29 protein-coding genes and 1 pseudogene are annotated in these 25,329 nt (G+C 71.4%); 6 read left to right on the forward strand and 24 right to left on the reverse strand.

Features of this window, described 5'->3' with window-relative positions; translation table 11 throughout:
* The 4 genes from Q1A98_RS19815 to Q1A98_RS19830 all read left to right on the forward strand — a co-directional run bounded on the left by Q1A98_RS19815 (position 1) and on the right by Q1A98_RS19830 (position 2,814).
* Entirely contained in the window at positions 1-1,035 is a 1,035-nt protein-coding gene (locus tag Q1A98_RS19815) for a D-alanine--D-alanine ligase (protein WP_299576669.1), read from the forward strand.
* Positions 1,032-1,802: a TauD/TfdA family dioxygenase gene (locus tag Q1A98_RS19820; protein WP_299576670.1), complete on the forward strand. Its 771-nt coding sequence runs from the start codon at positions 1,032-1,034 to the stop codon at positions 1,800-1,802. The genes Q1A98_RS19815 and Q1A98_RS19820 overlap by 4 nt, the downstream gene beginning before the upstream one ends.
* 95 nt (positions 1,803-1,897) lie before the next feature.
* On the forward strand, positions 1,898-2,623 hold the full coding sequence (locus Q1A98_RS19825) for a HemK2/MTQ2 family protein methyltransferase (RefSeq protein WP_299576672.1): 726 nt from the start codon (positions 1,898-1,900) through the stop codon (positions 2,621-2,623).
* Positions 2,620-2,814 carry a CDGSH iron-sulfur domain-containing protein gene (locus Q1A98_RS19830; RefSeq protein ID WP_299576674.1) on the forward strand — a complete coding sequence of 65 codons (195 nt, stop codon included), beginning with the start codon at positions 2,620-2,622 and terminating at the stop codon, positions 2,812-2,814. The genes Q1A98_RS19825 and Q1A98_RS19830 overlap by 4 nt, the downstream gene beginning before the upstream one ends.
* Positions 2,815-2,852: 38 nt before the next feature.
* Here Q1A98_RS19830 and Q1A98_RS19835 read toward each other — a convergent pair whose 3' ends face one another.
* Positions 2,853-3,953, reverse strand: coding sequence for an iron-containing redox enzyme family protein (locus Q1A98_RS19835; protein WP_299576676.1), 1,101 nt, complete (start codon positions 3,951-3,953; stop codon positions 2,853-2,855).
* 91 nt (positions 3,954-4,044) lie between these two features.
* On the opposite strand from Q1A98_RS19835, the gene Q1A98_RS19840 reads away from it, so the two are divergent.
* Positions 4,045-4,479, forward strand: coding sequence for an SRPBCC family protein (locus Q1A98_RS19840; protein ID WP_299576678.1), 435 nt, complete (start codon positions 4,045-4,047; stop codon positions 4,477-4,479).
* A gap of 39 nt (positions 4,480-4,518) precedes the next feature.
* Here Q1A98_RS19840 and Q1A98_RS19845 read toward each other — a convergent pair whose 3' ends face one another.
* The 21 genes and pseudogenes from Q1A98_RS19845 to nadA all read right to left on the reverse strand — a co-directional run bounded on the left by Q1A98_RS19845 (position 4,519) and on the right by nadA (position 23,638).
* A complete protein-coding gene (locus Q1A98_RS19845; RefSeq protein ID WP_299576680.1) occupies positions 4,519-5,385 on the reverse strand; it encodes an acyl-CoA thioesterase II in 867 nt (288 codons plus the stop codon).
* Between the two features lie 35 nt (positions 5,386-5,420).
* On the reverse strand, positions 5,421-6,839 hold the full coding sequence (pyk, locus tag Q1A98_RS19850) for a pyruvate kinase (protein ID WP_299576682.1): 1,419 nt from the start codon (positions 6,837-6,839) through the stop codon (positions 5,421-5,423).
* A gap of 429 nt (positions 6,840-7,268) precedes the next feature.
* Positions 7,269-8,141: pseudogene (gene lgt, locus Q1A98_RS19855) on the reverse strand (prolipoprotein diacylglyceryl transferase); the annotation flags it as partial.
* Positions 8,138-8,932 (reverse strand): tryptophan synthase subunit alpha, encoded by a 795-nt coding sequence (gene trpA, locus Q1A98_RS19860; RefSeq protein ID WP_299576684.1) that lies wholly within the window; start codon positions 8,930-8,932, stop codon positions 8,138-8,140. The gene trpA and the pseudogene lgt, both read right to left, overlap by 4 nt.
* Positions 8,929-10,209, reverse strand: coding sequence for a tryptophan synthase subunit beta (gene trpB / locus Q1A98_RS19865; protein WP_299576686.1), 1,281 nt, complete (start codon positions 10,207-10,209; stop codon positions 8,929-8,931). Before trpB ends, trpA begins: the two co-directional genes overlap by 4 nt.
* A gap of 4 nt (positions 10,210-10,213) precedes the next feature.
* Positions 10,214-11,032, reverse strand: a complete 819-nt coding sequence (gene trpC, locus Q1A98_RS19870; protein ID WP_299576688.1) for an indole-3-glycerol phosphate synthase TrpC — start codon at positions 11,030-11,032, stop codon at positions 10,214-10,216.
* A 130-nt stretch (positions 11,033-11,162) separates the two neighbouring features.
* Positions 11,163-11,930: a TIGR02234 family membrane protein gene (locus Q1A98_RS19875; RefSeq protein WP_299576690.1), complete on the reverse strand. Its 768-nt coding sequence runs from the start codon at positions 11,928-11,930 to the stop codon at positions 11,163-11,165.
* Positions 11,927-13,483, reverse strand: coding sequence for an anthranilate synthase component I (locus tag Q1A98_RS19880; protein WP_299576692.1), 1,557 nt, complete (start codon positions 13,481-13,483; stop codon positions 11,927-11,929). Before Q1A98_RS19880 ends, Q1A98_RS19875 begins: the two co-directional genes overlap by 4 nt.
* 5 nt (positions 13,484-13,488) lie before the next feature.
* On the reverse strand, positions 13,489-13,671 hold the full coding sequence (locus Q1A98_RS19885; protein WP_299576694.1) for a 4-oxalocrotonate tautomerase family protein: 183 nt from the start codon (positions 13,669-13,671) through the stop codon (positions 13,489-13,491).
* 10 nt (positions 13,672-13,681) lie between these two features.
* Positions 13,682-14,038 (reverse strand): phosphoribosyl-AMP cyclohydrolase, encoded by a 357-nt coding sequence (hisI, locus tag Q1A98_RS19890; RefSeq protein ID WP_299576696.1) that lies wholly within the window; start codon positions 14,036-14,038, stop codon positions 13,682-13,684.
* 25 nt (positions 14,039-14,063) lie between these two features.
* Positions 14,064-14,837 (reverse strand): imidazole glycerol phosphate synthase subunit HisF, encoded by a 774-nt coding sequence (gene hisF, locus Q1A98_RS19895; RefSeq protein ID WP_299576698.1) that lies wholly within the window; start codon positions 14,835-14,837, stop codon positions 14,064-14,066.
* The gene (locus Q1A98_RS19900) at positions 14,834-15,667 is read right to left on the reverse strand and encodes an inositol monophosphatase family protein (RefSeq protein WP_299576700.1); all 834 of its coding nucleotides are present in this window, start codon (positions 15,665-15,667) and stop codon (positions 14,834-14,836) included. The genes hisF and Q1A98_RS19900 overlap by 4 nt, the downstream gene beginning before the upstream one ends.
* Entirely contained in the window at positions 15,667-16,410 is a 744-nt protein-coding gene (priA, locus tag Q1A98_RS19905; RefSeq protein WP_299576702.1) for a bifunctional 1-(5-phosphoribosyl)-5-((5-phosphoribosylamino)methylideneamino)imidazole-4-carboxamide isomerase/phosphoribosylanthranilate isomerase PriA, read from the reverse strand. The genes Q1A98_RS19900 and priA overlap by 1 nt, the downstream gene beginning before the upstream one ends.
* Positions 16,407-16,661, reverse strand: a complete 255-nt coding sequence (locus tag Q1A98_RS19910; protein WP_299576704.1) for a hypothetical protein — start codon at positions 16,659-16,661, stop codon at positions 16,407-16,409. Before Q1A98_RS19910 ends, priA begins: the two co-directional genes overlap by 4 nt.
* A complete protein-coding gene (gene hisH, locus Q1A98_RS19915; RefSeq protein ID WP_299576706.1) occupies positions 16,658-17,293 on the reverse strand; it encodes an imidazole glycerol phosphate synthase subunit HisH in 636 nt (211 codons plus the stop codon). The genes Q1A98_RS19910 and hisH overlap by 4 nt, the downstream gene beginning before the upstream one ends.
* Positions 17,290-17,910, reverse strand: a complete 621-nt coding sequence (gene hisB, locus Q1A98_RS19920) for an imidazoleglycerol-phosphate dehydratase HisB (protein ID WP_299576708.1) — start codon at positions 17,908-17,910, stop codon at positions 17,290-17,292. Before hisB ends, hisH begins: the two co-directional genes overlap by 4 nt.
* The gene (locus Q1A98_RS19925) at positions 17,907-19,055 is read right to left on the reverse strand and encodes a histidinol-phosphate transaminase (protein ID WP_299576710.1); all 1,149 of its coding nucleotides are present in this window, start codon (positions 19,053-19,055) and stop codon (positions 17,907-17,909) included. The genes hisB and Q1A98_RS19925 overlap by 4 nt, the downstream gene beginning before the upstream one ends.
* Positions 19,052-20,383 (reverse strand): histidinol dehydrogenase, encoded by a 1,332-nt coding sequence (gene hisD / locus Q1A98_RS19930; RefSeq protein ID WP_299576712.1) that lies wholly within the window; start codon positions 20,381-20,383, stop codon positions 19,052-19,054. Before hisD ends, Q1A98_RS19925 begins: the two co-directional genes overlap by 4 nt.
* 169 nt (positions 20,384-20,552) lie before the next feature.
* Positions 20,553-21,602, reverse strand: coding sequence for an NAD(P)-dependent alcohol dehydrogenase (locus Q1A98_RS19935; protein ID WP_299576714.1), 1,050 nt, complete (start codon positions 21,600-21,602; stop codon positions 20,553-20,555).
* A gap of 129 nt (positions 21,603-21,731) precedes the next feature.
* Positions 21,732-22,532 carry a carboxylating nicotinate-nucleotide diphosphorylase gene (gene nadC, locus Q1A98_RS19940; RefSeq protein WP_299577049.1) on the reverse strand — a complete coding sequence of 267 codons (801 nt, stop codon included), beginning with the start codon at positions 22,530-22,532 and terminating at the stop codon, positions 21,732-21,734.
* A 92-nt stretch (positions 22,533-22,624) separates the two neighbouring features.
* Positions 22,625-23,638, reverse strand: a complete 1,014-nt coding sequence (gene nadA / locus Q1A98_RS19945) for a quinolinate synthase NadA (RefSeq protein ID WP_366943487.1) — start codon at positions 23,636-23,638, stop codon at positions 22,625-22,627.
* 115 nt (positions 23,639-23,753) lie between these two features.
* Here nadA and Q1A98_RS19950 point away from each other — a divergent pair, with 115 nt between their 5' ends.
* Positions 23,754-24,443 carry an NUDIX domain-containing protein gene (locus tag Q1A98_RS19950; RefSeq protein ID WP_299576716.1) on the forward strand — a complete coding sequence of 230 codons (690 nt, stop codon included), beginning with the start codon at positions 23,754-23,756 and terminating at the stop codon, positions 24,441-24,443.
* Here Q1A98_RS19950 and Q1A98_RS19955 read toward each other — a convergent pair.
* Together Q1A98_RS19955 and Q1A98_RS19960 are read right to left on the reverse strand one after the other, a co-directional pair.
* Positions 24,399-25,073 carry a DUF2567 domain-containing protein gene (locus tag Q1A98_RS19955; protein WP_299576718.1) on the reverse strand — a complete coding sequence of 225 codons (675 nt, stop codon included), beginning with the start codon at positions 25,071-25,073 and terminating at the stop codon, positions 24,399-24,401. The genes Q1A98_RS19950 and Q1A98_RS19955 overlap by 45 nt on opposite strands.
* Entirely contained in the window at positions 25,070-25,324 is a 255-nt protein-coding gene (locus tag Q1A98_RS19960; protein WP_299576720.1) for a hypothetical protein, read from the reverse strand. The genes Q1A98_RS19955 and Q1A98_RS19960 overlap by 4 nt, the downstream gene beginning before the upstream one ends.
* Positions 25,325-25,329 lie beyond the last annotated feature (5 nt).

The following is a 25,329-nucleotide window of genomic DNA, read 5'->3' on the forward strand; positions in this document are numbered from 1 at the left end:
ATGGCGCGTCGTCTCCTGCACCTCGTCGGATCCCCGGTCGACGAGTTCTTCGCAGACCTGTCGCGCCTCTATGCCGGAGGGTGTCTCGACGCGCTCGCCGGTGACGACCGGTTCGAGCACGTCATCGCGCACGTGTCGCCTGATCGGGCATGGACGTTCCCGGCCGATCTGCAGGCATCGACCATCGCCGAGGCGGAGCACCTCGACGTGGCCGGCGCGATCGCGCACATCCGCTCGCTCGACGTCGATGCCGTTCTGCCGCAGATGTTCTGCCGCCCGGGCATGACCGCGTACCGGTCTCTGTTCGCGGTTCTCGGCATCGACGTCATCGGCAACACCGCCGAGGTGATGGCCGTCGCCGCGGACAAGGCGCAGGCGCGCGCAGTCGTCGCGGCGGCGGGCGTGGCCGTCCCGGCCGGGGAGGTCGTCACCCGCGGCGACACACCGGGCCTCGCGCCGCCGGTGGTCGTGAAGCCCGTCGACGCCGACAACTCCGTCGGCGTCACCCTCGTCACAGATCCGACCGAGTTGCCCCGGGCGCTCGAGGAGGCCCTCGCCCACGGCACCTCCGCGCTCGTCGAGGAGTTCGTGCCGCTGGGCCGAGAGGTCCGCTGCGGCATCGTGGTCCGCGACGCCGAGCTGGTGTGCCTCCCGCTCGAGGAGTACGCCGTCGACGCCGAGTCCGCGCCCATCCGCACGCCCCGGGACAAGCTCTCCCGCGGCGACGACGGTGACCTGTTCCTCGTCGCGAAGACCACCGACCGCGCGTGGATCGTGCCCGACGACGATCCCGTGGTCGCGCGGGTGCACGAGGCGGCCCGACGTGCGCACACCGCTCTGGGCTGCCGGCACTACAGCCTCTTCGACTTCCGCATCGACCCCGACGGCAGGCCGTTCTTTCTCGAGGCCGGGCCCTACTGCTCGTTCTCCCCCGGCAGCGTGATCGCCGTCATGGCCGCGGCCGCGGGGATGGACCTCACCACGCTCTTCGACACCGTGCTGCACGAACTCGACCGAGAGAGGGCGACCGCATGAAGACCACCCCGCTGCATCCGTTCGGTGTGCGCGTCACCGAGATCACCGTCGGCGCAATCGATCCCGACACCGTCGACGCACTGCGAGTCCTCCTGGCCGAGCACGGTGTCGCGGTGTTCCCCGGCCAGGACATCGACGACGTCGCGTTCCTCGACTTTCTCCGGTCCTTCGGGCAGACCACCTTCACGCAGGGCGAGACACCGGTCGAGGACTTCCCGGAGCTCAACGTCATCTCCAACGTCGGACGCACGACTCCGCCGCGGTCGCAATTCCACACCGACACCAGCTATGTCGCTCAGCCGCCGGCGTACACCGCCCTCCGGGCGGTCGAGGTGCCGGAACAGGGCGGGCAGACCCTCTTCGCCGACCAGTACCGCGCGTTCGAGACGCTGCCGGACATCGTCCGCGAGGACCTGACCCGGCGCACGGTCACCCACGTCGTCACCGGGCTGGAGCTCGACGACGACGCCGAGACCTCCGCCGACCACCCGCTGGCCGCTCCGCATCCCCGCTCGGGACGGACCGCGCTCTATCTCTCGACACCGCAACGGTGCGCGGCGATCTCGGGCCTGAGCGCCGAGGAGGCGCAGGACACGATCGTCTCCCTGCTCGAGCACAGCACCCGCGACGACAATGTCCTCGCCCATGCGTGGTCAGCGGGCGACGTCGTGATGTGGGACAACCGGTGTGTCCTGCACCGTGCCGACCATTCCGGCGTCGTCGGCGACCGCGTGATGCACCGCGGGATGGTGCTGGAGAACGTCTGAGGCCATCGGGGTTTCGCCCGGCGCGAGAACGGGTATGTCCTCGTTGAGGTGTCGACGCTACGGCACCGATCGACATCGATGTCGCGAGGTGACACGTGCTCCTGCAGACCCCCTTCCCGGCCCCGGCCGGCCCGTCCTCCCCCGCACCCACCCTCTCTCTGCCTGCCGACGACCTGGTCGTCGACCTGTCCGTCTACGCTCCCCAGAGCGATTCCTACCTGCTGGTGGAGGCCATCCGTGGGCTCGGTGACCGCGTCGCCGGTTCCCGCGTGCTGGACCTGTGCTGCGGCACCGGCATCGCGGCCGTGACCGCGGCCCGTCGGCGCGCGGCCGAGGTCCTCGCTCTCGACCTGAATCCCGCCGCGGTCCGCAGCGCCGCCGCCAACGCCGCCCGTCACGCGCCGGCGATGCATGCCCGACGCGGATGTCTCACCGACGCGATCGAGCACGGCCCGTTCGACGTCGTCGTCTGCAATCCGCCCTACGTCCCCGCCCCGCGCGAGGACGTCGACCACGCGTCGGCCGAATCCGCCTGGGACGCCGGCCGTGACGGACGATCGGTGCTGGACCCGTTGTGCTGCAGGCTCCCCGACCTGCTCGTACCCGGCGGTGTCGCCCTCCTCGTGCACTCCGAGGTCGCCGGCATCGACGCGACCGTGCAGGCCTGCCGGGACGCGGGCCTGTCGTCGGAGGTGCTGTCCCGCACACGGATCCCGCTCGGGCCGGTGATGCTCGACCGCCGCGACTGGCTCGTCGCACGGGGCCTGCTCCCGCCCGGCGCCGACACCGAGGAACTCGCCGTCATCCGGGCGTCGCTGTGACGGACCGTCGCACGGTCCGCGTGGTGCCGGGCGGCCCGATCATGGTCGAGGGCCCCGTGCGTGTGGAGATGCCCGATGGGCGGGTGGTGGAGTCGGACCGGTTCATGGTGGCGCTCTGCGCCTGCAGACGCAGCAAGACCTATCCGCTGTGCGACACCAGCCACCGACGGCGGATCCGCGCGGACCGATGACCGCCGGCGGGGTGTCCCCACCGACACCCCGCGGGCCGTCAGCCCAGGTCGATCGCCGATCGTCCGGCGAGCCAGCTGCGCATCATGTGGTCGGCGAGCCGGTCCTCGACGAGACCGAACGCGCGCATCCCGAACAGGACGTCCGGGGCGGTCGACGGCTCGCGGGTGACGAGGTCGCCGACGACGTCGGTGCGCAGCACCTGCTCGTGGACGGCGTCGGCCTCGACGTGTTCGAGGTAGAAGGCGGCACATTCCTGCGGCGCGTCGAGTCGCTGCAGCGCCTCGGCGAGACGACGCGACCCGGGTGACGACGTGATCTCGGTCGCGGCGAGATGGCCGACCGTGGCCCCGCGCGACGCCCGGTGCAGCCCGAACATCGTCATCAGGTTCACCGGGACCAGGGCCGCGGCCGGTGCGCGGTCGAGGTATCCGAGGTAGGCGGTGTCGAGGTCGGCGGCGCGCATCAGGTCGGCGAAGAGCTGCTGGTGGACCCGATCCCCGCGTCCCCCACCGAACTCGTCGAACTCGACGGCGACGAACGACGCCTTGGCCTGACCCGTCAGTCGCGGGATGGCCCACGCATGCGGGTCGGCCTCCTTGAGGTGGTAGATCGAGCGCAATGCGAACATCTCCCGCATCTGTTCCCAGGTCCCCTCCTGCCGCAGGAACCACGACGGACCCTCGCCGTCCATCGGTTCGGTCGACAGCGCGTCCATCTCCGCCTCGACCTCGGCGGCACCGGTGTCGGGCGAGACCGCGGTGTCCGCGACGACCGAGGCGCGGAAGACCCGTTCGAGCCGTGCGCGCAGCGTCAGCAGGGCGGGGTTCCACTCCCATTCGGCGTCGACGCCGGCGAACCCGCGGTAGTGCAGCTCGTAACAGACGTGCAGGGCCAGCTGGAGGTCGTCGCCGTACGGGTCGGCCGCGTCGACCGCCGCGGCATCGATCGCGAGGGTCACGTCCGGGGTCGTGGCGTCGGCGTCCGACGCGAGCAGCGCCACGACGGCGCGGGAGATCGCGCCGCGGGGCGTGGGAAGCTGCGGTGCGAGACCCGCGCCGTCGATGAGTCGGGTGGACTCGAGGGTGTCGGTGATGTCTCCTCCTAGGTGTCGTCGGGTGGGTACCCACGACCGAACCATCTCAATCGTGGGACACGCCACGGGTTCGTCCGGCCCGCGGCGGGGTACCACAGCGGCGACCGGTCCCGACCACACGAGAGGTGACACGACCATGCCCGCAGTGACCCACGAGAGTTCCGCGACACCCGCCCAGGTGTGGTCGGTGCTCTCGAACGGCTGGCTCTTCTCGTCCTGGGTGGTCGGCGCGGCGCGCATCCGCGACGTCGATCCCACCTGGCCCAGCGCAGGTGCCCGCATCCACCACTCGGTGGGCGCGTGGCCGGTGCTGCTCGACGACGAGACCCGCTCGCTGGAATCGCGCGCCGGGTACCTCGAGTTGTCCGCGCGCGCGTGGCCTTTCGGTACCGCCCGCATCGCGCTGACCGTCGAGAAGACCAACGGCGGTTCACGACTGGTGATGGACGAGCATGCCGAGACCCCGCCCTTCGCGTGGGCGCCGGACGAGGTACAGCGCCTGGCGATGGCGCCTCGACTGCGCGAGTGCCTGAACCGCCTGGCCCTGCTCGCCGAGAACGGCGCGGGCTGACGCCACCGACGACGGTGACCGCGACGTCGCCGGGAGACATCAGTCGCGGGAGGGGAACACCTTGATGAGCGCCTCCTGGGCGACCGTCGTGGCCAGGATCCCGTCGCGGGTGAAGAACCGACCCGAGGCCAGACCCCGCGAGCCGGCGGCGACGGGCGACTCGGTCGCGTAGAGCATCCAGTCGTCGAAACGGAACTCGCGGTGGAACCACATCGAGTGGTTCACCGTCGCCGCGAAGAGGCGGTCGATGCCCCACGACAGCCCGTGGGTGCTGATGACGGAGTCGAGCACCGTGGTGTCGGAGGCGTAACACATCGTCGCGACGTGCATCAGCGGGTCGTCGGGCAGCAGACCGTCGGCCCGCATCCACACCCGGTTCTTCTCGATCCGCTCACCGGTCTCGCGTGCCTTCCACGTCGGGTCGTTGGCGAACCGGATGTCGACGGGGTGGATCGCGTCGACGAACGCCGCGATCCGGTCCTCGTAGCCCTTGAAGTGCTCACCGAGCGGCGGCAGGTCCTCCGGGTAGGGCACCTCGGGGATCTCGACCGCGTGCTCGAGTCCCGACGCGTTGTCCTGGAAGGCCACCAGCATGGTGACGATCTCGGTGTCGCCCTGCATCGCGGTCACCTGGCGGTTGGCGAAACTGCGGGCGTCACGGGAGCGGTGCACGTGGTACTCGAGCGGCTGCGACGTGTCACCGCCGCGGATGAAGTGGGCGTGCACGGCGTGCACGGGTGGCGAGCCCTTGGTGATGGTCCGACCGGCGGCGATCACGCCCTGCGCGAGGAGTTGGCCGCCGAACGTCCGTGGCGTCTTCTGCTCCGGGTGCCGCCCGACGAACACGTCGCCGCCGGCGTCGCTCAGGTCGAACAGGTCGAGCAGCTTGTCGAGATCACTCTGCATCGTCAGGTCCACACGCCCGCCCCCCGGTCGGTCCGCTAGTGATCCTCTTCCCCGATCCGGTGCACGTGGATCAGGTTGGTGGAGCCCACCGTACCGGGAGGGGCACCGGCGACGATGACCACCTGGTCGCCGGCGACGAGGCGACCGATCTGCAGGAGCGACTGGTCGACCTGGCGGATCATCGCGTCCGTGCTCTCGACGGAGTCGACGAGGAACGTCTCGGTGCCCCAGCTGAGCGCGAGTTGGCTGCGCACCTCGGGCAGCGGGGTGAAGGCCAACAGCGGCAGCCGGGTGTGCAGCCGCGCCAGTCGGCGGACGGTGTCCCCGGACTGCGTGAACGCGACGAGGGCCTTCGCGTCGAGCCGTTCCCCGATGTCACGTGCGGCGTAGGAGATGATGCCGCGCTTGGTGCGGGGGACGTGGCTGAGCGGCGGGACGTCGCGGGTGCCGTTCTCGACGGCGTTGACGATGCGGGCCATCGTCCGCACGGTCTCCATCACGTACTTGCCGACCGACGTCTCGCCGGACAGCATCACCGCGTCGGCGCCGTCGAGGACGGCGTTGGCGACGTCGGACGCCTCGGCGCGGGTCGGTCGCGAGTTCTCGATCATCGACTCGAGCATCTGCGTCGCGACGATGACCGGCTTTGCGTTCTCCCGTGCCATCTGTATGGCCCGCTTCTGAACGAGCGGCACCTCCTCCAGCGGCAACTCGACGCCGAGGTCACCGCGGGCGACCATGACCGCGTCGAACGCCAGCACGACGGCCTCGAGGTTGTCGATCGCCTCGGGCTTCTCGAGCTTCGCGATCACCGGCACACGACGACCGACGCGGTCCATCACCTCGTGGACGAGTTCGATGTCGGACGGCGACCGCACGAACGACAACGCGATGAGGTCCACGCCGAGGCGCAGCGCGAACTCGAGGTCGGCGATGTCCTTCTCCGACAGCGCGGGCACCGAGACGTTCATGCCGGGCAGCGAGACGCCCTTGTTGTTGCTGACCGGACCGCCCTCGGTCACCCGGCACACCACGTCGTTGCCGTCGACGTCGGTGACGGTCAGCCCGACCTTGCCGTCGTCGACGAGCAGTCGGTCGCCCGGCTGGGCGTCGGCGGCGAGTTCCTTGTAGGTCGTCGACACACGGTCGTGGGTGCCCTCGACGTCGTCGACGGTGATGCGGACCTGCTCGCCCGTGGCCCATTCGGTGCGGCCCTGCTCGAAGCGACCCAGGCGGATCTTCGGGCCCTGCAGGTCGGCCAGGACGCCGACTGCGCGACCCGTGGTGTCCGATGCGGCGCGGACACGTTCGTACATCGCCTGGTGGTCCTCGTGACTGCCGTGGCTGAAGTTCAGTCGCGCGACGTCCATCCCGCTCTCGACGAGATCTCGCACGCGTTCTGCGCTGTCGGTGGCGGGACCCAGCGTGCAGACGATCTTGGTGCGGCGATTCACGGACGTGAGCCTAGTCCCCTGCCGGGGGTGTCACCACGACCGCGCCGAGCTGTCATCCGCCGTCCATCCGCTGGTGGCCCAACGGTGTTGCCCCGCCCGGGATGTCGTGCGAGGGGGTCAGCGCGCGGGGCGCGCCGTCGTGTCCGCGTCGCCCTCGGTGGTCTCCGGATCGGCGGTGTCGGACCGCGATGCGTCGGTCTCGGAGGTCGTGGTGTCCGCCTCCGACGTGTCGGTGTCCGTGTCCGACGTGCCCGCGTCCGACGTGTCCGGCTCGGCGGACTCGGGACCACCGGTGTCGGGCTCGCCGGCGTCGGGCCCGGCCGCCTTGTCCTCGGTCCCCGGCTCGGCCGCGTCGTCGGCCTCGGGGGTGTGGTGGGCGGTCTCGTCGTCGGATGACACGTCCCCCGCTCGCGGGTGTGCGCCGGCGCGGTAGACCTCGTCGGGCGTCTCACGGCCCTTCGGCGCGAACACGATGTAGGCCACGGCGCACAGGAACACGATCGCCGCGGTGAACACGTTGATCCGGATGCCGAACACGTGGGTGGCCGTGTCCTCCCGGAGCAGTTCGATGACGAACCGGCCGAGGCAGTACCCGGCGACGTACCCGGCGAACAGGCGACCGTGACCGATGCGGAACCGGCGGTCGAGGACGACGAGGACGACCACGACGAGGACGTTCCACAGCAGCTCGTAGAGGAAGGTCGGTTGGACGACGTCCACGACGGTGCCGGTCGACCGGCCGTCGATGAGACCCGGCCCGACGTTGCCGTTCGCGTCGACGCGCTCGTAGATCTCCAACCCCCACGGCAGTGAGGTGTGCGCGCCGTAGAGCTCCTGGTTGAAGTAGTTGCCGAGCCGCCCGATCGCCTGGGCGAGCAGGATCGGCGGGCCGATGGCGTCGCCGAACGCCGGGAGCGAGATACCTGCTCGACGGGTGCCGATCCAGGCGCCGACCGCACCGAGGAGCACCGCGCCCCAGATGCCGAGTCCGCCGTCCCAGATCTTCAGCGCGTCGATCGGCGTCTTGGGGCCGTCACCGAAGTAGGTGCGCCAGTCGGTCGCCAGGTGGTAGAGCCGTCCGCCGACGAGACCGAACGGCACCGCCCAGATGGCGACGTCGAGGACCTCGCCCTCGCCGCCACCGCGGGCGACCCAGCGGCGGTTGCCCCACCACACGGCCACGACGATGCCGACGATGATGCACAGCGCGTACGCGCGCAGCGGGAAGTCCCCGAGGTACCAGACACCCTGGGGCGGACTCGGGATGTAGGCGAGCACGGTGGTGCTCGACGAGGGGGTCACCGGCGCACACCCGCGGCACGGACACCGTCGGCGAGTTCACCCACGATCGCCGCGAGCGCGGCGTCCCCGTCCTCGGCGGCGCTGACGAGTGCCGACCCGACGATGACGCCGTCGGCGTACGCGGCGATCTCGGCGGCCTGCGCCCCGCTGCGCACACCGAGACCCACTCCGATCGGGATGTCGGAGTGCTGCCGGATGCGGGCGCACAGCTCGGGCGCGGCGTCGGAGACCGCGTCGCGGGCGCCGGTCACACCCATGGTGGAGGCGGCGTAGACGAACCCCGAGCTCGACTCGACGGTCATGGCCAGACGCTCCTCGGTCGACGACGGGGCGACGAGGAAGATGCGGTCGAGACCGTGCGCGTCGGACGCGGTGACCCACGCGTCGGCCTCGTCGGGGATGAGGTTCGGGGTGATGATCCCCTGCCCGCCGGCCGCGGCCAGGTCGCGGGCGAACGCGTCGATGCCGTAGCGCAGCACCGGGTTCCAGTACGACATGACGACCGGGGAACCACCGGCGTCGGCCACGACCTCCGCGGCGGCGAAGACGTCGCGGACGCGTGCGCCCGCGGCCAGCGCGGTGTTCGCGGCGGCCTGGATGGTGGGTCCGTCCATCACGGGGTCGGAGTACGGGATGCCGAGTTCGACGATGTCGCAACCGGATTCGACAAGCAATCGCAGCAGCTCGCGGGAGCGGGCGGGATCGGGGAAACCGACCGGCAGGTACCCGATCAGCGCGGCGCGCCCCTCGGCGGAACAGCGTGCGAAGACGTCGGCGAGCCGATCGCTCACGACGCGGCGTCCGGCGCGTCGAACAGTCCGAACCACCGGGCTGCGGTGTCGACGTCCTTGTCGCCGCGTCCGGAGAGGTTCACCAGCACCGCGGCGCCGTCGCCGAGTTCACGTCCCAGCGTCAGCGCGCCGGCCACGGCGTGGGCCGATTCGATGGCGGGGATGATCCCCTCGGTCCGGCTCAGCAGCGACAACGCGTCCATGGCCTCGGTGTCGGTGACCGGGCGGTACTCGGCACGACCGGTCTCGAGGAGATGGGCGTGTTCCGGGCCCACGCCCGGGTAGTCCAGGCCGGCGGAGATCGAGTGGGACTCGATCGTCTGGCCGTCGTCGTCCTGCAGCAGGAAGGAGTACGCGCCCTGGAACGCGCCCGGTGTCCCGCCGGAGAACGTCGCGGCGTGGCGTCCCGAGTCGACGCCGTCGCCGGCGGCCTCGAAGCCGACGAGCCGTACACCCTCATCTTCGATGAACGGGTGGAAGATGCCGATCGCGTTCGACCCGCCACCCACACACGCGGTCACCGCGTCGGGCAGGCGGCCCAGTGTCGACAACATCTGCGCGCGGGCCTCGAGCCCGACGATGCGCTGCAGGTCACGGACCATCAGCGGGAACGGGTGCGGTCCTGCAGCGGTGCCGAAGCAGTAATAAGTGTTGTGCGCGTTGGTGACCCAGTCGCGCATCGCCTCGTTGATCGCGTCCTTGAGCGTGGCCGAGCCCGCCTCGACTGCGACGACCGTCGCCCCGAGCAGACGCATCCGGGCGACGTTGAGCGCCTGCCGTTCGGTGTCCACGCGACCCATGTAGACGATGCACTCGAGACCGAACAGCGCGCAGGCGGTCGCCGTCGCGACGCCGTGCTGTCCGGCACCGGTCTCGGCGATGATGCGGGTCTTGCCCATCTGCCGCGCCAACATGGCCTGACCGAGGACGTTGTTGATCTTGTGTGAGCCCGTGTGGTTGAGGTCCTCGCGCTTGAGGAAGATCCGGGCACCGCCGGCGTGCTCGCGCAGCCGCGCCGCCTCGAAGAGCGGCGACGGGCGACCGCTGTAATCCCGCTGCAGGCGGTCGAGTTCGGCGAGGAAGTCGTCGTCGACGCGGGCCTTCTCGTAGGCGGTGGTCACCTCGTCGATGACGGCCATGAGGGCCTCGGGCACGTGCCGGCCGCCGAAGGAGCCGAAGTAACCGCGAGCATCCGGGTCGGACGAGGTCCGTTCCGCCAGTCCCCTGCTCGCGGTGGGGAACTCGGTGTCGAAGGGAGACCGGTCGTGCGTGGTCATCGGATCACCGCACCGGCTTCGGGCAGGACGGGTGGGTCCCGGCGGTGACGAGTTCGGCGACCGCGGCGCGCGGGTCCCCACGCGTCACCAGGGCCTCGCCGACGAGCACGGCGTCCGCACCCGCTCCGGCGTAGGCCAGCAGGTCGGCGGTGCCGTTGACGCCGCTCTCGGCGACCCGGATGGTCTCGGTCGGCAGGCCGGGGGCGATGCGCGCGAACACGTCGCGGTCGACCTCGAGGGTCTTCAGGTTGCGCGCGTTCACCCCGACCACGGTCGCGCCGGCGGACAGTGCGCGGTCGGCCTCGGCCTCGGTGTGGACCTCGACGAGAGCCGTCATGCCGAGGGACTCCACGCGGTCGAGCAGGGAGGCGAGCACGTTCTGTTCGAGCGCGGCCACGATGAGGAGGACCACGTCCGCGCCGTGGGCGCGGGCCTCGTGGATCTGGTACGGCCCGATGATGAAGTCCTTCCGCAACACCGGGATGTCGACGGCGGCACGCACGGCGTCGAGGTCCGCGAGGGATCCGCCGAACCTGCGCTCCTCGGTGAGCACGCTGATGATCCGTGCGCCGCCGGACTCGTAGGCACGGGCGAGCTCGGCGGGATCGGGGATGTCGGCGAGCGCGCCCTTGGACGGACTGGAGCGCTTGCACTCGGCGATCACCGCGATACCCGGCTCGCGCAGTGCGGCGATCGCGTCGACGGGGTCGGCCGCCTTGGCCGCAGCCGCCTTCACGGCCGCGAAGTCGAGAGCGGCCTCCCGCGCCGCGACATCGGCGCGGACGCCGTCGATGATCGAGTCGAGGACGGTCGGCGAAGTCATCGCGGCCCCCTTCTGAGCGTCTCGAGATCGATCTGCGAACACCGCCGCGGTGCGACCTGTGATGTCGGTCAAGGGTAGCCGGGCGGCGGGGACCCGCCCGTCACGGGGTCGGTCCGGCACGCGTGAGCGGTCAGCGACCCGTCCCGTCGGAGGGGTGTTCGTCGTCCGGTCGCCCGTCCGGGGCGGTGGGCCTGGTCGCGGCGGGATCGGTCGGGTCGGCGCCGGTGTCCAGCGCGTCCCACAGCATGCGTTCGGTGACCTGCTCGGACGCGTCGCCGGATGCGCCGGCCGATGTCGTCGCCGCGTCGGACGGCGCCGCGCGCTCGCGCGCGGCGCGTTCGGCGAAGACGGTCTCCTCGAGTTCGGCGCGCCGGGCCGCAGGCGAGCGGTAGCGAGACGACATCGACGTGGCGCCGCGGGCCACCCGGAGCAGCACCGTCGCGGCCGACACCGCGAGCACCGCGCCGAGGACCACCACCACGGCCACCCACGGCCGCGTGTCGACCGAGGCGACCTGGTAGCGGCCGGCCAGGTCGATGGATCGCGCGGCGTACGCCCCGGGGTCGTCCCCCGTGAGCAGTGAGATGACCGGCAGCAGGGACACGATCCCGATGACCGCGACGACCAGCGCCGTCAGCCGCAGCGCCCATCCCTTGAGGGCGACCGTGGCGGCGACCGCCGCCACCAGCACGATCGCGACCGGCGTGAGCCACGGACTCCAGTCGGAGCCGTGGACGGTGAAGTCGCGCGCCGGGCTGAGACCGTCCTGCGCGGTGAGGGTCGCCCAGGGCAGACGCGACGCGCCCCACAGAGCGGCGGCCGAGAGCACCAGCAGGATCGCGGCGGTCCGGACGTTGCGTCGGCGGATGAGGGCGGCGTCGGCCGCGGCGTCGGTCATGGGTGGACTCCTGCTGTTCCCGAGGCCACGGCCGGGGTCATCGTCTCTGCCGCGGCGATGGCGGTGAGGACGGTCCGGGCCTTGTTGCGGGCCTCGTTGTACTCGTAGTCGGCGTCGCTGTCGGCGACGACACCACCGCCGGCCTGCACGTAGGCGGTGTCCCCGGACATGACCGCGGTGCGGATCGCGATGGCGGTGTCGGCGTCGCCGGCGAAGTCGAGGTAGCCGACAACACCGCCGTAGAGGCCGCGTCGGGTGAGCTCGTGTTCGTCGATGAGCTCCATCGCCCGCACCTTCGGCGCGCCGGTGAGGGTGCCGGCCGGGAAGCACGCGGCGACCGCGTCGAGCGCGGTGGCGTCGCCCCGCAGGCGGCCGGTCACCGTCGACACCAGGTGCATCACGTGGCTGTACCGCTCGATGTGGCGGTAGTCGTGCACGGTGACACTGCCCGGCTCGCACACGCGACCGAGGTCGTTGCGGCCGAGGTCGACGAGCATGAGGTGCTCGGCGTTCTCCTTCTCGTCGGCGAGGAGATCCTTGGCGAGGAGGTGGTCCTCGTCCTCGGTGGCGCCGCGCCAGCGCGTCCCCGCGATCGGGTGGGTGGTGGCGGTCCCCTGCGACACGGTGACGAGCGCCTCCGGCGACGACCCGACGATCGTGAACGGGTCACGACCGACCCCGGGCATCCGCAGCAGGTACATGTACGGGCTCGGGTTCGACGACCGCAGCACCCGGTAGACGTCCATGGGGTCGGCGTCGGTGGTCATCTCGAACCGCATCGACGGCACCACCTGGAACGCCTCACCGGCCTCGATCTCCCCGACGAGCGAGGTGACGACGGTCGCGTACTCGTCGCGGCTGCGCTGGGCGCGGTACTCCGGGTCCGGTCGGTGGTAGGTGGAGACCGTGGACGGCGCCGGGGACGCGAGTGCGGCGGTCATGCGATCGAGTCGCGCGACGGCGTCGTCGTAGGCCTCGTCGACGCGGGCGTCGGTGCCGTCCCAGTTGATCGCGTTGGCGATGAGGGTGATGGACCCCTCGTGGTGGTCGACGGCGGCGAGATCGGCCGCGAGCAGCATGAGCATCTCGGGCAGGTGCAGGTCGTCGACGCAGGTGTCGGGCAGACGCTCGAGGCGGCGAACCGCGTCGTACGCGAGATACCCGACGAACCCGCCGGTGAGCGGCGGCATCCCGGGGAGGCGGTCGGTGGCGAGAAGCCGCAGCGACTCCGCGAGCGCCACGAGCGGATCCCCGTCGCGGGGTGCGCCGTCGGGCACGGATCCCCACCAGTGCGCCTCGCCGTCGACGACGGTCAGCGCAGCCGGCGCGCCGGCACCGATGAACGACCAGCGCGACCACGATCGCCCGTTCTCCGCCGACTCGAGCAGGAACGTGCCGGGCCGGTCGCCGGCGAGCTTCCGGTACGCCGACAGCGGCGTCTCGGAGTCGGCGACGACCTTGCGGGTCACCGGCACGACGCGGTGATCGCGCGCGAGGTCGACGAACTGCTCGCGCGTGGTCGTGGAGCGGTCGGCGCTGTCGTCGGTCCTCACGACGCCTAGTGTCCCAGCGGCTCGCCGCCGACGCCCCAGTGGGACCGCGGCACCTCGGTGATCGTGACCCACACCGAGTCGGGGTTCTTGCCGGTGGCCTTGGCGTACGCGTCGGTGACCGCGGCGATCGTCTCCCGCTTCACGCGGTCGCTCAGGCCCGGCGTCTGACTGATCTGGATCAACGGCATCGGGGACTCCTCATCCGGTCGGGGTCGTCAGCGGCAGGGAGCGACTGACGTCGAAACAGCTGTGGGTGCCGGTGTGACAGGCGGGCCCGATCTGGGAGACGGTGAGCAGCACCGCGTCGCCGTCGCAGTCGAGACGGACGTCGTGCACCCGTTGGGTGTGCCCGCTCGTCTCCCCCTTGACCCAGTACTCGCCACGCGAGCGCGACCAGTACGTCGCCCGCCCGGTGCGCAGGGTGCGGTCGAGGGCCTCGGCGTCCATCCACGCGAGCATCAGCACCTCACCGGTGCCCTGCTCCTGCGCGATCGCGGCGATCAGGCCGTCGTCGGACAGGCTGAGCCGCTCGGCGATCTCGGCCGGCAGTGCCATCGGTTCCTCCTCCACGAGTGTCCGCTCAGCGGACGGTGATCCCGTCGCGGCGCATCGCGTCCTTGACCTCGCCGATGCGCAGTTCACCGAAGTGGAACACCGACGCGGCGAGGACGGCGTCGGCTCCCTCGCGGACGGCCGGCGCGAAGTCCTCGACCTTCCCGGCGCCGCCGCTGGCGATCACCGGTACACCGACGGCCGCGCGCACCGCAGCGATCATCGGCAGGTCGAACCCGTTCTTGGTGCCGTCGGCGTCCATCGAGTTCAGGAGGATCTCCCCCACCCCGAGGTCCTGGCCGCGACGAGCCCACTCGACGGCGTCGATGCCCGTGCCGCGGCGGCCGCCGTGGGTGGTGACCTCCCAGCCCGACGGGGTCGGCGCCGAGCCCTCCGGCACGGTGCGTGCGTCGACCGACAGCACGATGCACTGCGACCCGAAGTGGCGGCTCATCTCCCCGAGCACCTCCGGCCGCGCGATGGCCGCGGTGTTCACCCCCACCTTGTCCGCACCCGCGCGCAGCAGCTGGTCGACGTCGGCCACCGTGCGCACGCCGCCACCGACGGTCAGCGGGATGAACACCTGGTCGGCGGTGCGGGCGACGACGTCGAGCATCGTCGACCGGCCAGAGCTCGACGCGGTCACGTCGAGGAACGTCAGTTCGTCGGCACCGGCGGCGTCGTATGCGGCGGCGAGTTCGACGGGGTCGCCCGCATCGCGCAGGTCGACGAAGTTCACGCCCTTCACCACGCGACCGGCGTCGACGTCCAGACACGGGATCACCCGTACGGCGACGGTCATCGGAAGTCCTCCGGATCGCCCACACCGGCGATGATCTCGAGCAGTTCCGAGTGCACACCCGGGGACGCGGCCAGCATCGACGACGACGACGCGGTCCACGGTGCGCCGGTGAGGTCGGTGACGACGCCACCGGCGCCGATCACCAGCGCCGCGCCCGGCGCGTTGTCCCACGGGTGGTGCCCGAAACAGACTGCGCCACCGAGATTCCCGGCCGCGGTGAACGCCATGTCGATGCCCGTGCTGCCGAGCAGTCGCAGGCGCGACACCCGCCGCGACGCCTCACCCAACACGTCCACCCGCCACCGCCCGGGGAACCGGCCGCGGCTGTCGAGGTTGAAGGCGCCGACCGCGATCACGGTGTCGTTCAACGCCGTCGGCTGCAACGGCGGCAGCGGGTCACCGTTGCACGTCACGGGTCCGTCGACGGTCGCCGCATACCGCCGACCGAGCAGCGGCAGCCAGGTGAGGCCGAGCACCGGCTGCCCGTCGTGCAGCAGCGCGAGCAGCATGCCCGCCAGTGGGAGCCCCGCCGAGTAGTTGTAGGTGCCGTCGACCGGGTCGACCACCCACACCGTGCCCTCGGTGGGGTCGGGCCCGCCGAACTCCTCTCCGTGCACGCCGATCCCGGTCATCTCGGCCAGCTGCGCCGAGAGTGTCCGTTCGAGTTCGAGGTCGAGCTCGGTGGCGAAGTCGTTGCCGCCCTTGTCCACCGCGCTCGGGGCACCGACACCCTCGACGAAGCGGGGTTCGGCGGCGTCCAGCAGTTCGGCGGCGATGGACAGCAGCCGCGGGGGGTCGAGGTCGGACGGGAGTCCGGGAGGAAGGGCCATCAGACCGCGGCCACCGCCGCCAGCGCGTCGCGGAGGGTGAACCGGCCCGCGTAGAGCGCCTTGCCGACGATCGCGCCCTCGACGCCGGCGTCGACGAGTCCGGCGATGGCGGTGAGGTCGTCGACGGTGGACACCCCGCCCGAGGCGACCACCGGCGCGGACGACTTCTGTGCCACCTCACGCAGGAGGTCGAGGTTCGGTCCGGTGAGCGTGCCGTCCTTGCTGACGTCGGTCACGACGTAGCGGGCGCATCCGTCGCGCTCGAGCCGGTCGAGCACCTCCCAGAGGTCCCCCCCGTCGGACACCCACCCCCGACCGCGCAGCCGCCAGCCGCGGTCCTCGTGGACGGCGTCGAGGCCGATCGCGATGCGGTCGCCGTACTCGGACACGATGCGCGCGCACCACTCCGGGTTCTCGAGCGCGGCGGTACCGAGGTTCACCCGCGTGCAGCCGGTGGCCAGGGCGGCGCGCAGGGAGTCGTCGTCGCGGATGCCTCCGGACAATTCGACCTTCACGTCGAGCTCGCCGACGACCGCCGCGAGCAGCTCGCGGTTGTCACCCCGGCCGAACGCGGCATCGAGGTCGACGAGGTGGATCCACTCGGCGCCGTCGGCCTGCCAGGCCATCGCCGCATCCCGCGGCGAGCCGTAGGTCGTCTCCGACCCGGCGGCGCCCTGGACGAGGCGGACCGCCTGCCCGTCGGCGACGTCGACCGCCGGCAGCAGCTCCAGTGTGGTGGTCATCCCGTGTGCCCTTCCCGTCGGCTCTCGCCGTCCTGCTGTGTGGTGATCGCCCTGTCGATCGAGCGCCGTGCGACGAATCCCATGAGCGCGATCACCGCGACGACCCCGAGCAGCGCCACGACGAGCGCGACACCGGCCGACGCCTGTGCGACCGCGACGGTGATCCCGGCGACCACGGCCAACCCGACGACCCCGGCGCCCATCACGGTCACCGCGAGGCGTGCGACGGAGAAGTCCGAGCCTGCGCTCACAGGCTCCGCACCCAGTTCTCCAGCAGCTGCGCCCCGGCGTCGCCGGACTTCTCGGGGTGGAACTGTGTCGCGGACAGCGCACCGTTCTCGACCGCGGCGAGGAACGGTCCGCCGTGCTCCGACCACGTCAGCGTGGCCGGGCGTAGCCGTGTGCCGTCGGTGTCCATCTCCCACTCCTGCACCGCGTAGGAGTGCACGAAGTAGAAGCGGGTGTCGTCGTCGAGGCCGTCGAACAGCACCGAACCCTCGCCGGCCTCGACGGTGTTCCAGCCCATGTGTGGAAGGACGGGTGCGGGCAGTTGCCGCACGGTGCCCGGCCACTCACCACACCCCTGTGCGTCGACGCCGAACTCGACGCCGTGCTCGAAGAGGATCTGCATGCCGACGCAGATGCCCAGGACGGGACGGCCACCGGCGAGGCGCCGGCCGATGATCCGCTCGCCGCCGACCGCGGTGAGACCCGCCATGCACGCCGCGAACGCGCCGACCCCCGGCACGACGAGACCGTCGGCGTCGAGTGCAGCGGCACGGTCGGCGGTGACGGTCACCTCCGCGCCGGTGCGTTCCAGCGCGCGCTGCGCCGACCGCAGGTTGCCCGAGCCGTAGTCGAGGATGGTGACGCGTGCCGTCACAGGGCGCCCTTCGTGGACGGCACGGCGCCGGCGCGACGCGGGTCGGGCTCGCACGCGGCGCGCAGTGCCCGGGCGACGGCCTTGTACTGCGCCTCGGTGATGTGGTGCTGGTCGCGGCCGTGCTCCACGCGCACGTGCAGAGCGATGCGCGCGTTGGTGGCGAACGACTCGAACACGTGCCGGTTGATGACGGTGTTGTAGGCGACGCCGGGGTAACCGCCGATCACCGCGGTGAGGAGGTGATCCGGTTCGCCGGTGTGCACGAAGTACGGGCGCCCGGACACGTCGACGGCGGCGTGGGCGAGAGTCTCGTCCATCGGGATCCACGCGTCGCCGAAGCGCCGGATGCCGACCTTGTCGCCGAGCGCATCGGCGAACGCCTGACCGAGCACGATCGCGGTGTCCTCGACGGTGTGGTGCGACTCGATCTCCACGTCACCCTGCGCCCGCACGGTGAGGTCGAAGCTGCCGTGCGCGCCGAACGCGGTGAGCATGTGGTCGTAGAACGGGACGCCCGTGCTGATGTCGGTGACACCCGTGCCGTCGAGGTCGAGGTCGACGGTGACCGACGACTCGCGGGTGGTGCGTTCGATGTGCGCGGTGCGGTGCTCGGTCACTGGCGTGCTCCTGACGAGGTGGTGGCCGCCGTGGCGGCACCCGTGGGGGCGAGATCCGCCGCCGCGGCGAGGAATGCGTCGTTCTCGTCGGGCAGACCGATCGTCACCCGCAGGTGGCCGCTGATCCCGACGTCGCGGATCAGCACGCCGCGGTCGAGGAAGCCCTGCCACGCGGCGCGGGCGTCATCGAAGGGGCCGAAGAGCACGAAGTTCGCGTCGGATTCCACGGTGGTGAAACCGCGGTCACGCAGGGCGGTCACCACACGGCCGCGCTCGGCGACGATGTGGGCGACGCCGGCGAGTGTCTCGTCGGCGTGGCGCAGCGCGGCGCGGGCCGCGGCCTGCGTGAGCACCGACAGGTGGTACGGAAGACGCACCAGCAGAAGCGCTTCCACCATCGCCGGTGCGGCGACGAGGTACCCGAGCCGACCACCGGCGAAGGCGAACGCCTTGCTCATGGTGCGACTCACGACGAGGCGGTCGCCGAGTTCGTCGAGCAGGGCCACGGCGCTGGGCCGGTCGGAGAACTCGGCGTAGGCCTCGTCCACCACCACGATGCCCGGGGCGGCCGCGGCGATCGCGCGGATCTCGTCGGGGTCCAGTGACTGACCGGTCGGGTTGTTCGGCGACGTCACGAACACGACGTCCGGTGCGCGGCGGGTGATCTCGGCGACGGCAGCGTCGACGTCGAGGGAGAAGTCGGCCCGACGGGGCGCGGCCACCCAGGTGGTGTCCGTGCCGGTCGCGATGATCGGGTGCATCGAGTAGGACGGCTCGAAACCCAGTGCGCTGCGGCCGGGCCCGCCGAACGCCTGCAGGAGTTGTTGGAGGATCTCGTTGGACCCATTGGCCGCCCACAGGTTGTCGACGGTCACCGCGACGCCCGTCGCGGTGCTCACGTAGGCGGCGAGGTCGGTGCGCAGAGCGACCGCGTCGCGGTCGGGGTAGCGGTGTAACCGGTCGGCGGCGGCCCGTACCGATTCGGCGACGTCGTCGACGAGAGCCTGCGACGGTCGGTGGGGGTTCTCGTTGGTGTTCAGCGCGACGGGCACGTCGAGTTGCGGTGCGCCGTAGGCCGAGCGGCCACGCAGCACGTCCCGCAGCGGGAGGTCGTCGACGCCGAATCGCGCGCCCGGGGTGGTCACGGCGGGCCCCCGGCGTCGGCGAAGCGGACCCGCACGGCGTCGCCGTGGGCGGGCAGGTCCTCCGCCGCGGCGAGATTCACCACGTGCGGCGCCACCTCGGCCAGCGCGTCACGGTCGTAGTCGACGACGTGGATCCCGCGCAGGAACGTCTGCACCGACAGTCCCGAACTGTGTCGCGCGGAGCCGGATGTCGGGAGCACGTGGTTCGACCCGGCGCAGTAGTCGCCGAGGCTCACCGGCGCGTAGCGACCGACGAAGATCGCGCCGGCGTTGCGGACGCGGTCGGCGACAGCGGGTGCGTCGGCGGTCTGGATCTCGAGGTGTTCGGCGGCGTAGGCGTCCACGACCGCGAGTCCGGCGTCGATGTCGTCGACGAGGACGATGCCGGACTGCGCGCCCGACAGCGCCGTCCGGACCCGCTCGTGGTGCTTGGTCTGCTCGACCTGACGGTCGACCTCGGTGTCGACGGCGTCGGCGAGCTCGGTGCTGTCGGTGACGAGCACCGACGCCGCGAGGACATCGTGCTCGGCCTGGCTGATGAGGTCGGCGGCGACGGCGACCGGGTCGGCCCCGGCGTCGGCGAGGATGGCGATCTCGGTCGGCCCGGCCTCGGAGTCGATGCCGACCATGCCGCGGCAGAGCCGCTTCGCCGCGGTGACGTAGATGTTGCCCGGCCCCGTGATGAGGTCGACCGGGTCGAGGTCGGCGCCGTCGGTGTCGGTGCCCCCGTAGGTCATCAGGGCGACGGCCTGCGCCCCGCCGACGGCCCACACCTCGTCGACGCCGAGCAGCGCGCACGCGGCGAGGATCGTCGGATGCGGCCATCCGCCGAACGCGCTCTGCGGCGGCGACGCCACGACGAGCGATCCGACGCCGGCCTCCTGGGCGGGGACGACGTTCATGACGACGCTCGACGGGTAGACCGCGTTGCCACCGGGCACGTAGAGCCCCACGCGGCCGACGGGGACCCACTTCTCGGTGACCGACCCGCCGGGCGCGACCTCGGTGCGCGTGGCGCCGCGCCGCTGGTCGGCGTGGACGATGCGCGCGCGGCGGATGGACTCGGCCAGCGCTGCCCGGACGTCGGGGTCGACACCGTCGAGCGCCCGGGTGAGGACGTCGGCCGGCACGCGCACGGAGTCCGGCCGCACCCCGTCGAACCGTTCCCCGGCATCGAGTGCTGCGCTCGCCCCGTGCTCGCGCACCGCCGACACCACGGGGGTGACGGTCGACAGGACCGCGTCGACGTCCGTGCCACCGCGCGGCAGCGCGCGCCGCAACTGTGCCGTCGACAGGGTCGCGCCACGCAGGTCGGTTCGGGCGAGCATGGAGGCGATCTCCTCGTCAGTGGGGTGCGTGTCGGCGTGTCCAGCGTATTCGGTGCTGCGACCCGTTTTCGAATCGCACCGCGTACTGCGCAGACGACAGCGGCCGCCGACCCTCGCAGGGGTCGGCGGCCGCGACGTGGCATCCGGCGTCAGGCCGGAGCCGCCGTGATCAGGCCAGGCTGGCCGTGTCGATGACGAAGCGGTACCGCACGTCGGAGGCGACGGCGCGGTCGTAGGCCTCGTTCACCTGGTCGGCGTTGATCGTCTCGATCTCGGCCGCGATGTCGTGCTCGGCGCAGAAGTCGAGCATCTCCTGGGTCAGCGCGATGCCGCCGACCATCGACCCCGCCAGCGACCGGCGGTTGGTGAGCAGCGAGAACGCCGCGACCTCCAGCGCGTTCTCCGGGACACCGAGCTCGACGATCGTGCCGTCGACGGCGAGCATCCCGATGTACTTGTCGAGCGGCAGGTTCACCGAGACCGTGTTGATGATCAGGTCGAAACGGTTGGCCAGGTCGTCGAAGACCGAGTCGTTGTCCTTGGTCGCGTAGTAGTGGTCGGCACCGAACTTCTTGCCGTCCTCCTCCTTGCTCAGGGTCTGGCTGAGCACCGTGACCTCGGCACCGAGGGCGTGGGCGATCTTCACACCGACGTGGCCGAGGCCGCCCATGCCGATGATGGCGACCTGCTTGCCCGGGCCGGCTCCCCAGTGCTTGAGCGGCGCGTACAGGGTGATGCCCGCGCACAGCAGCGGGGCCGCGACGTCGAGCTCGATGCCCTCGGGGATCTTCAGCGCGAACTTCTCGGTCACGACGACCTGCTGCGAGTACCCGCCGTGGGTGAACTCGCCCTCGTAGGTCGTCGAGTTGTAGGTCTGGACGACGCCCTTCTCGCAGTACTGCTCGTCGCCGTTCTTGCACGGCGCGCACTCGCCACAGGAGTCGACGAAGCAGCCGACGCCCACACGGTCGCCGACCTTGTGCAGGGTGACCTCGGAGCCGACCTCGGAGACGATCCCGGCGATCTCGTGACCGGGCACGACCGGGTACTTCGTTCCCTTCCACTCGTTGCGGGCGGTGTGGATGTCGGAGTGGCAGATGCCGGCGAACTTGATGTCGATCCGGATGTCCTTCGGACCCAGGTCCCGACGCTCGATGGTGGTGATCTCCAGCGGATCGGTCGCGGAGACAGCGGCGACGGCGTTGACGGTGGTCGTCACGAATCGGTTTCCTCTCGTACGTCGTGGCACGCGTGCGGATGACGCGTTGTACGAGCGGGTTCAACTCACCGTGGCGCGAAAGTATGCCCGCATGCGCATGAACGGTGGACGAACCGGACAGATCGGGTCCTACAGGTCGAGACCGAGATCGAGCGCAGCGACCGAGTGTGTGAGACCGCCCACGGCGAGGAAGTCGACGCCGGTGCGGGCGTAGTCGTGGGCGTCGGCGAGCGTCAGCCCACCCGAACTCTCCAGCAGCGTCGACGAATTCGCGCGTGTGCGGCGCGAGACCGCCATCTGCGTCTCCCACAGCTCGAAGTTGTCGAGCAAGATCAGTTGCGCGTCGAGTGCGAGTGCCTCGTCGAGTTGGGAGAGGGAGTCGACCTCGATCTCGACCGCGATGTCGGGGGCGGCGTCGCGCACGGCCCGCCACGCGGCCTCGACCGATCCGGCCGCGGCGATGTGGTTGTCCTTGATCAGCGCCGCGTCGCCCAGACCCATCCGATGGTTGAGGCCTCCGCCCGCGCGCACCGCATATTTCTGCAGCGAGCGCAGACCGGGCAGCGTCTTCCGGCTGTCGCGCACGAACGCCCCGGTGCCGTCGATCGCGTCGACCCACGCGGCGGTCGCCGTGGCGATCCCCGACAGGTGACACAGCAGGTTCAGCGCGGTGCGCTCGGCGGTGAGCAGTCCGGCCGTCGGCCCGGCGAGCCGCACGACGACGTCCCCCGGTGCGACGCGGGTGCCGTCGGCGACGCGGTCGACGACCCGCACCGCGTCCCCCATCACCTCGGTGAAGACGGCGAGTGCCACGTCGACGCCGGCGACGACGCCCGCGGCCCGACTGGCCACCACCGCGGTGGTCGTGGCCCCGTCGGGCACGGTCGCGGAGGTGGTCACGTCGGGTCCGTACCGCAGGTCCTCGGCCAACCCCTCCGCGACGACCCGGCGGACGTCCTCCGTCGGGGGCGGGGTGAGGGTCGTCTCGCCGCGACCGGTCTGGCCGACGGCCCCGCTCGCGGTCACTCCCCGCCGCCGCCGGGCGTGCCGATCGCGATCATCGCCTCGACGCTCGCGCGGGCGGCGTCGGCGACGGCGCGGTCGAGGTGGACCTCGTCGGTGCCGTCCCGCAGGCTGCGCAGCAGCGCCTCCGGCGTGATCATCTTCATGTACTTGCAGGACGCCTTGGGGTTGACCGGCTGGAAGTCGACTCCCGGTGCGGCCCGGCGCAACTGGTGCAGCATGCCGATCTCGGTGGCCACGAGTACCTCGCGGGCGCCGGTGTCCCGTGCGGCGTCGAGCATGCCGCCGGTCGAGAGGATCTTCACCTTGTCGGCGGGCACCGCACCCTCACCGGCCAGGTAGAGCGCCGAGGTCGCGCAGCCGCACTCCGGATGCACGAAGAGGTCGGCGTCGGGGTGGGCGGTGGCCTGGGCGGTGAGCTCGTCGCCGTTGATCCCGGCGTGCACGTGGCACTCGCCCGCCCAGATGTGCATGTTCGTCCGGCCCGTCACCCGCTTCACGTGTGCGCCCAGGAACTGGTCGGGCAGGAACAGCACTGTTCGGTCGGGGTCGATCGACGCGACGACTTCGACCGCGTTCGACGACGTGCAGCAGATGTCGGTGAGCGCCTTCACCTCGGCGGTGGTGTTGACGTAGGAGATGACGACGGCGTCGGGGAACTCGGCCTTCCAGGCCCGCAGATCGTCGGCGGTGATCGAGTCGGCCAGGGAGCACCCGGCGCGGGCGTCAGGGATGAGGACGGTCTTCTCCGGCGCGAGAATCTTCGCGGTCTCGGCCATGAAGTGCACGCCACAGAAGACGATCGTGTCCTCCGGCGCGGACGCCGCGATCCGCGAGAGAGCGAGGGAGTCGCCGACGTGGTCGGCGACGTCCTGGATGGCCGGCAGTTGGTAGTTGTGCGCCAGCAGCGTGGCTCCCCGGAGGTCGGCGAGGCGGCGGACCTCGGCCGCCCATTCGGGGCCGGGGTCGTTCGCATCGATGACGTCGGGGGTGACGGCGGTGGTGATCGACACGACCGCCCTCCTTTCGGTGGGGTCCTCGACGGGGCTGCGCCGAGAGGTTTTCGACTGTCGGTCGAAAACGTGCCGCCAGCGTAACACCGCGCGGCGCGGGCCCTACACTCCAGCCATGCCACCGAGCATCCTGCACGAGGTGCTCACCGCCGTCTTCGGCGTCCGTGGTCTCGCCGAGGGCACCCCCCACCTGTCGGTCCTGCTGTGGGAACGGGGTCAGGATCCGCAGGCGGGCACGTGGTCGCTGCCGGGTGGCCTGCTCGGCGCGGACGAGGACCTGCGCACCTCGGCGCGCCGGCAACTCGCCGAGAAGGTCGACCTGCGCCAGGTCGCGCACATCGAACAGCTGTCGGTGTTCTCCGCGCCGGACCGTGTCCCCGGACCGCGGGTCGTCGCGTCGACCTATCTCGCCCTCGTGCGTCCCGAGTCGGTGAGCACTCCCCCGTCGGACACGCGCTGGCATCCGGTGGACGACCTCCCGGTCACGAGTTTCGACCACGGCGACGTGGTCGAGTCCGCGCGGCGTCGGCTGGCCGCCAAGCTCTCATACACCAACATCGCGTTCGCGCTGGCGCCCACGGAGTTCTCGATGTCGACGCTGTCCGACATCTACGGTGCGGCGCTGGGATATCCGGTCGACGCGACGAACCTGCTGCGCATCCTGTCGCGGCGCGGGGTCGTCGTCGCCACGGGGACCACCGGACCGACGGGGCGCTCGGGCGGACGTCCGCCGGCGCTCTACCGCTTCACCGACACCGGGCTACGCGTCACCGACGAGTTCGCCACCCTGCGTCCGCCGCCCTGAGTCATGCTGTGGCGCAGCAAGTTCGGCGGGGACGTCGAGATCGGGCGAGCGTGCCGCGAGGATCCGCACCAGCACCACGACGAGACCCACCGCCGGTGCGACGACGAGCACGGCCCACGACATGCCCACGCCCACCGAGATGTCGAGCCCCCCGGTGAGGTCGAGCTGCGCACCCGAGAGCCGCAGCCCCGGTGCGCTGGTGAAGTACCCGCCGACCGCGGCGCCACCCGGTCCGGGGTGGCGGGCGTGCGCGACCAGACCGCCGAGCCAGGCGCCGAGCGCGCCGCCCGCGATCGTGCCGACGACGACGAGCACGGCGCCGAGCGGGCCGCGCAGGGCCCGCACCGACCACACGACGACACCGGCGAGCACACCGACGACCATCGAGATACAGGCGAAGAGGGCGATCGCGTCGAACCGGTGACCGGTGTCGGCACCGAGCGAACCCGCGCGACCCGGGGCGACGACGACGCCGGTCACGCCCGGGACGACGAGGCCCCACACGACACCGGCGACCGCGCCGAGCCCGAGGAGCACAGCGAGTACGACGACCGCGGGACGGACCAGCGCGTGCGGGTCGCGACGCACCACGACACGGTCGGGGATCGCGGGCGCGTCGGGAGTGTTCATCGGCGGGTGGGGTCGGACGAGTCCACCGACCCGTGGCGCGAACACTTCGCCGTCCAGCCTGTCGGGACCACCTGGACCACCATGCGTCGCCCGCACTGCCCGCAATACCGCGGCGGTTCGAGACCCAGCCGAGCCGCGGTCGGGACGTCCGCGTCACCGCCGTCGGCGACGGGCACACCGGTGTAGACGCTGAACGCCAGCGGTTCGGTCAGCGGATCCGCCGACGCCGATGTCACGAACTCGGGGGTCACGGTCG

Source organism: uncultured Williamsia sp., from assembly GCF_947494875.1.
Classification (GTDB): Bacteria; Actinomycetota; Actinomycetes; order Mycobacteriales; family Mycobacteriaceae; genus Williamsia_A.

Bases quoted from the DNA above. Each gene is read 5' to 3' on its own strand.
- Q1A98_RS19815 (WP_299576669.1), top strand. From the start codon at position 1: ATGGCGCGTCGTCTCCTGCACCTCGTCGGATCCCCGGTCGACGAGTTC.
- Q1A98_RS19820 (WP_299576670.1), top strand. From the start codon at position 1,032: ATGAAGACCACCCCGCTGCATCCGTTCGGTGTGCGCGTCACCGAGATC.
- Q1A98_RS19835 (WP_299576676.1), bottom strand. From the start codon at position 3,953: ATGGTTCGGTCGTGGGTACCCACCCGACGACACCTAGGAGGAGACATC.
- Q1A98_RS19840 (WP_299576678.1), top strand. From the start codon at position 4,045: ATGCCCGCAGTGACCCACGAGAGTTCCGCGACACCCGCCCAGGTGTGG.
- Q1A98_RS19845 (WP_299576680.1), bottom strand. From the start codon at position 5,385: ATGCAGAGTGATCTCGACAAGCTGCTCGACCTGTTCGACCTGAGCGAC.
- trpB (WP_299576686.1), bottom strand. From the start codon at position 10,209: ATGACCACGCACGACCGGTCTCCCTTCGACACCGAGTTCCCCACCGCG.
- trpC (WP_299576688.1), bottom strand. From the start codon at position 11,032: ATGACTTCGCCGACCGTCCTCGACTCGATCATCGACGGCGTCCGCGCC.
- Q1A98_RS19875 (WP_299576690.1), bottom strand. From the start codon at position 11,930: ATGACCGACGCCGCGGCCGACGCCGCCCTCATCCGCCGACGCAACGTC.
- Q1A98_RS19885 (WP_299576694.1), bottom strand. From the start codon at position 13,671: ATGCCGTTGATCCAGATCAGTCAGACGCCGGGCCTGAGCGACCGCGTG.
- hisI (WP_299576696.1), bottom strand. From the start codon at position 14,038: ATGGCACTGCCGGCCGAGATCGCCGAGCGGCTCAGCCTGTCCGACGAC.
- hisF (WP_299576698.1), bottom strand. From the start codon at position 14,837: ATGACCGTCGCCGTACGGGTGATCCCGTGTCTGGACGTCGACGCCGGT.
- Q1A98_RS19900 (WP_299576700.1), bottom strand. From the start codon at position 15,667: ATGGCCCTTCCTCCCGGACTCCCGTCCGACCTCGACCCCCCGCGGCTG.
- priA (WP_299576702.1), bottom strand. From the start codon at position 16,410: ATGACCACCACACTGGAGCTGCTGCCGGCGGTCGACGTCGCCGACGGG.
- hisD (WP_299576712.1), bottom strand. From the start codon at position 20,383: ATGCTCGCCCGAACCGACCTGCGTGGCGCGACCCTGTCGACGGCACAG.
- Q1A98_RS19950 (WP_299576716.1), top strand. From the start codon at position 23,754: ATGCCACCGAGCATCCTGCACGAGGTGCTCACCGCCGTCTTCGGCGTC.
- Q1A98_RS19955 (WP_299576718.1), bottom strand. From the start codon at position 25,073: ATGAACACTCCCGACGCGCCCGCGATCCCCGACCGTGTCGTGGTGCGT.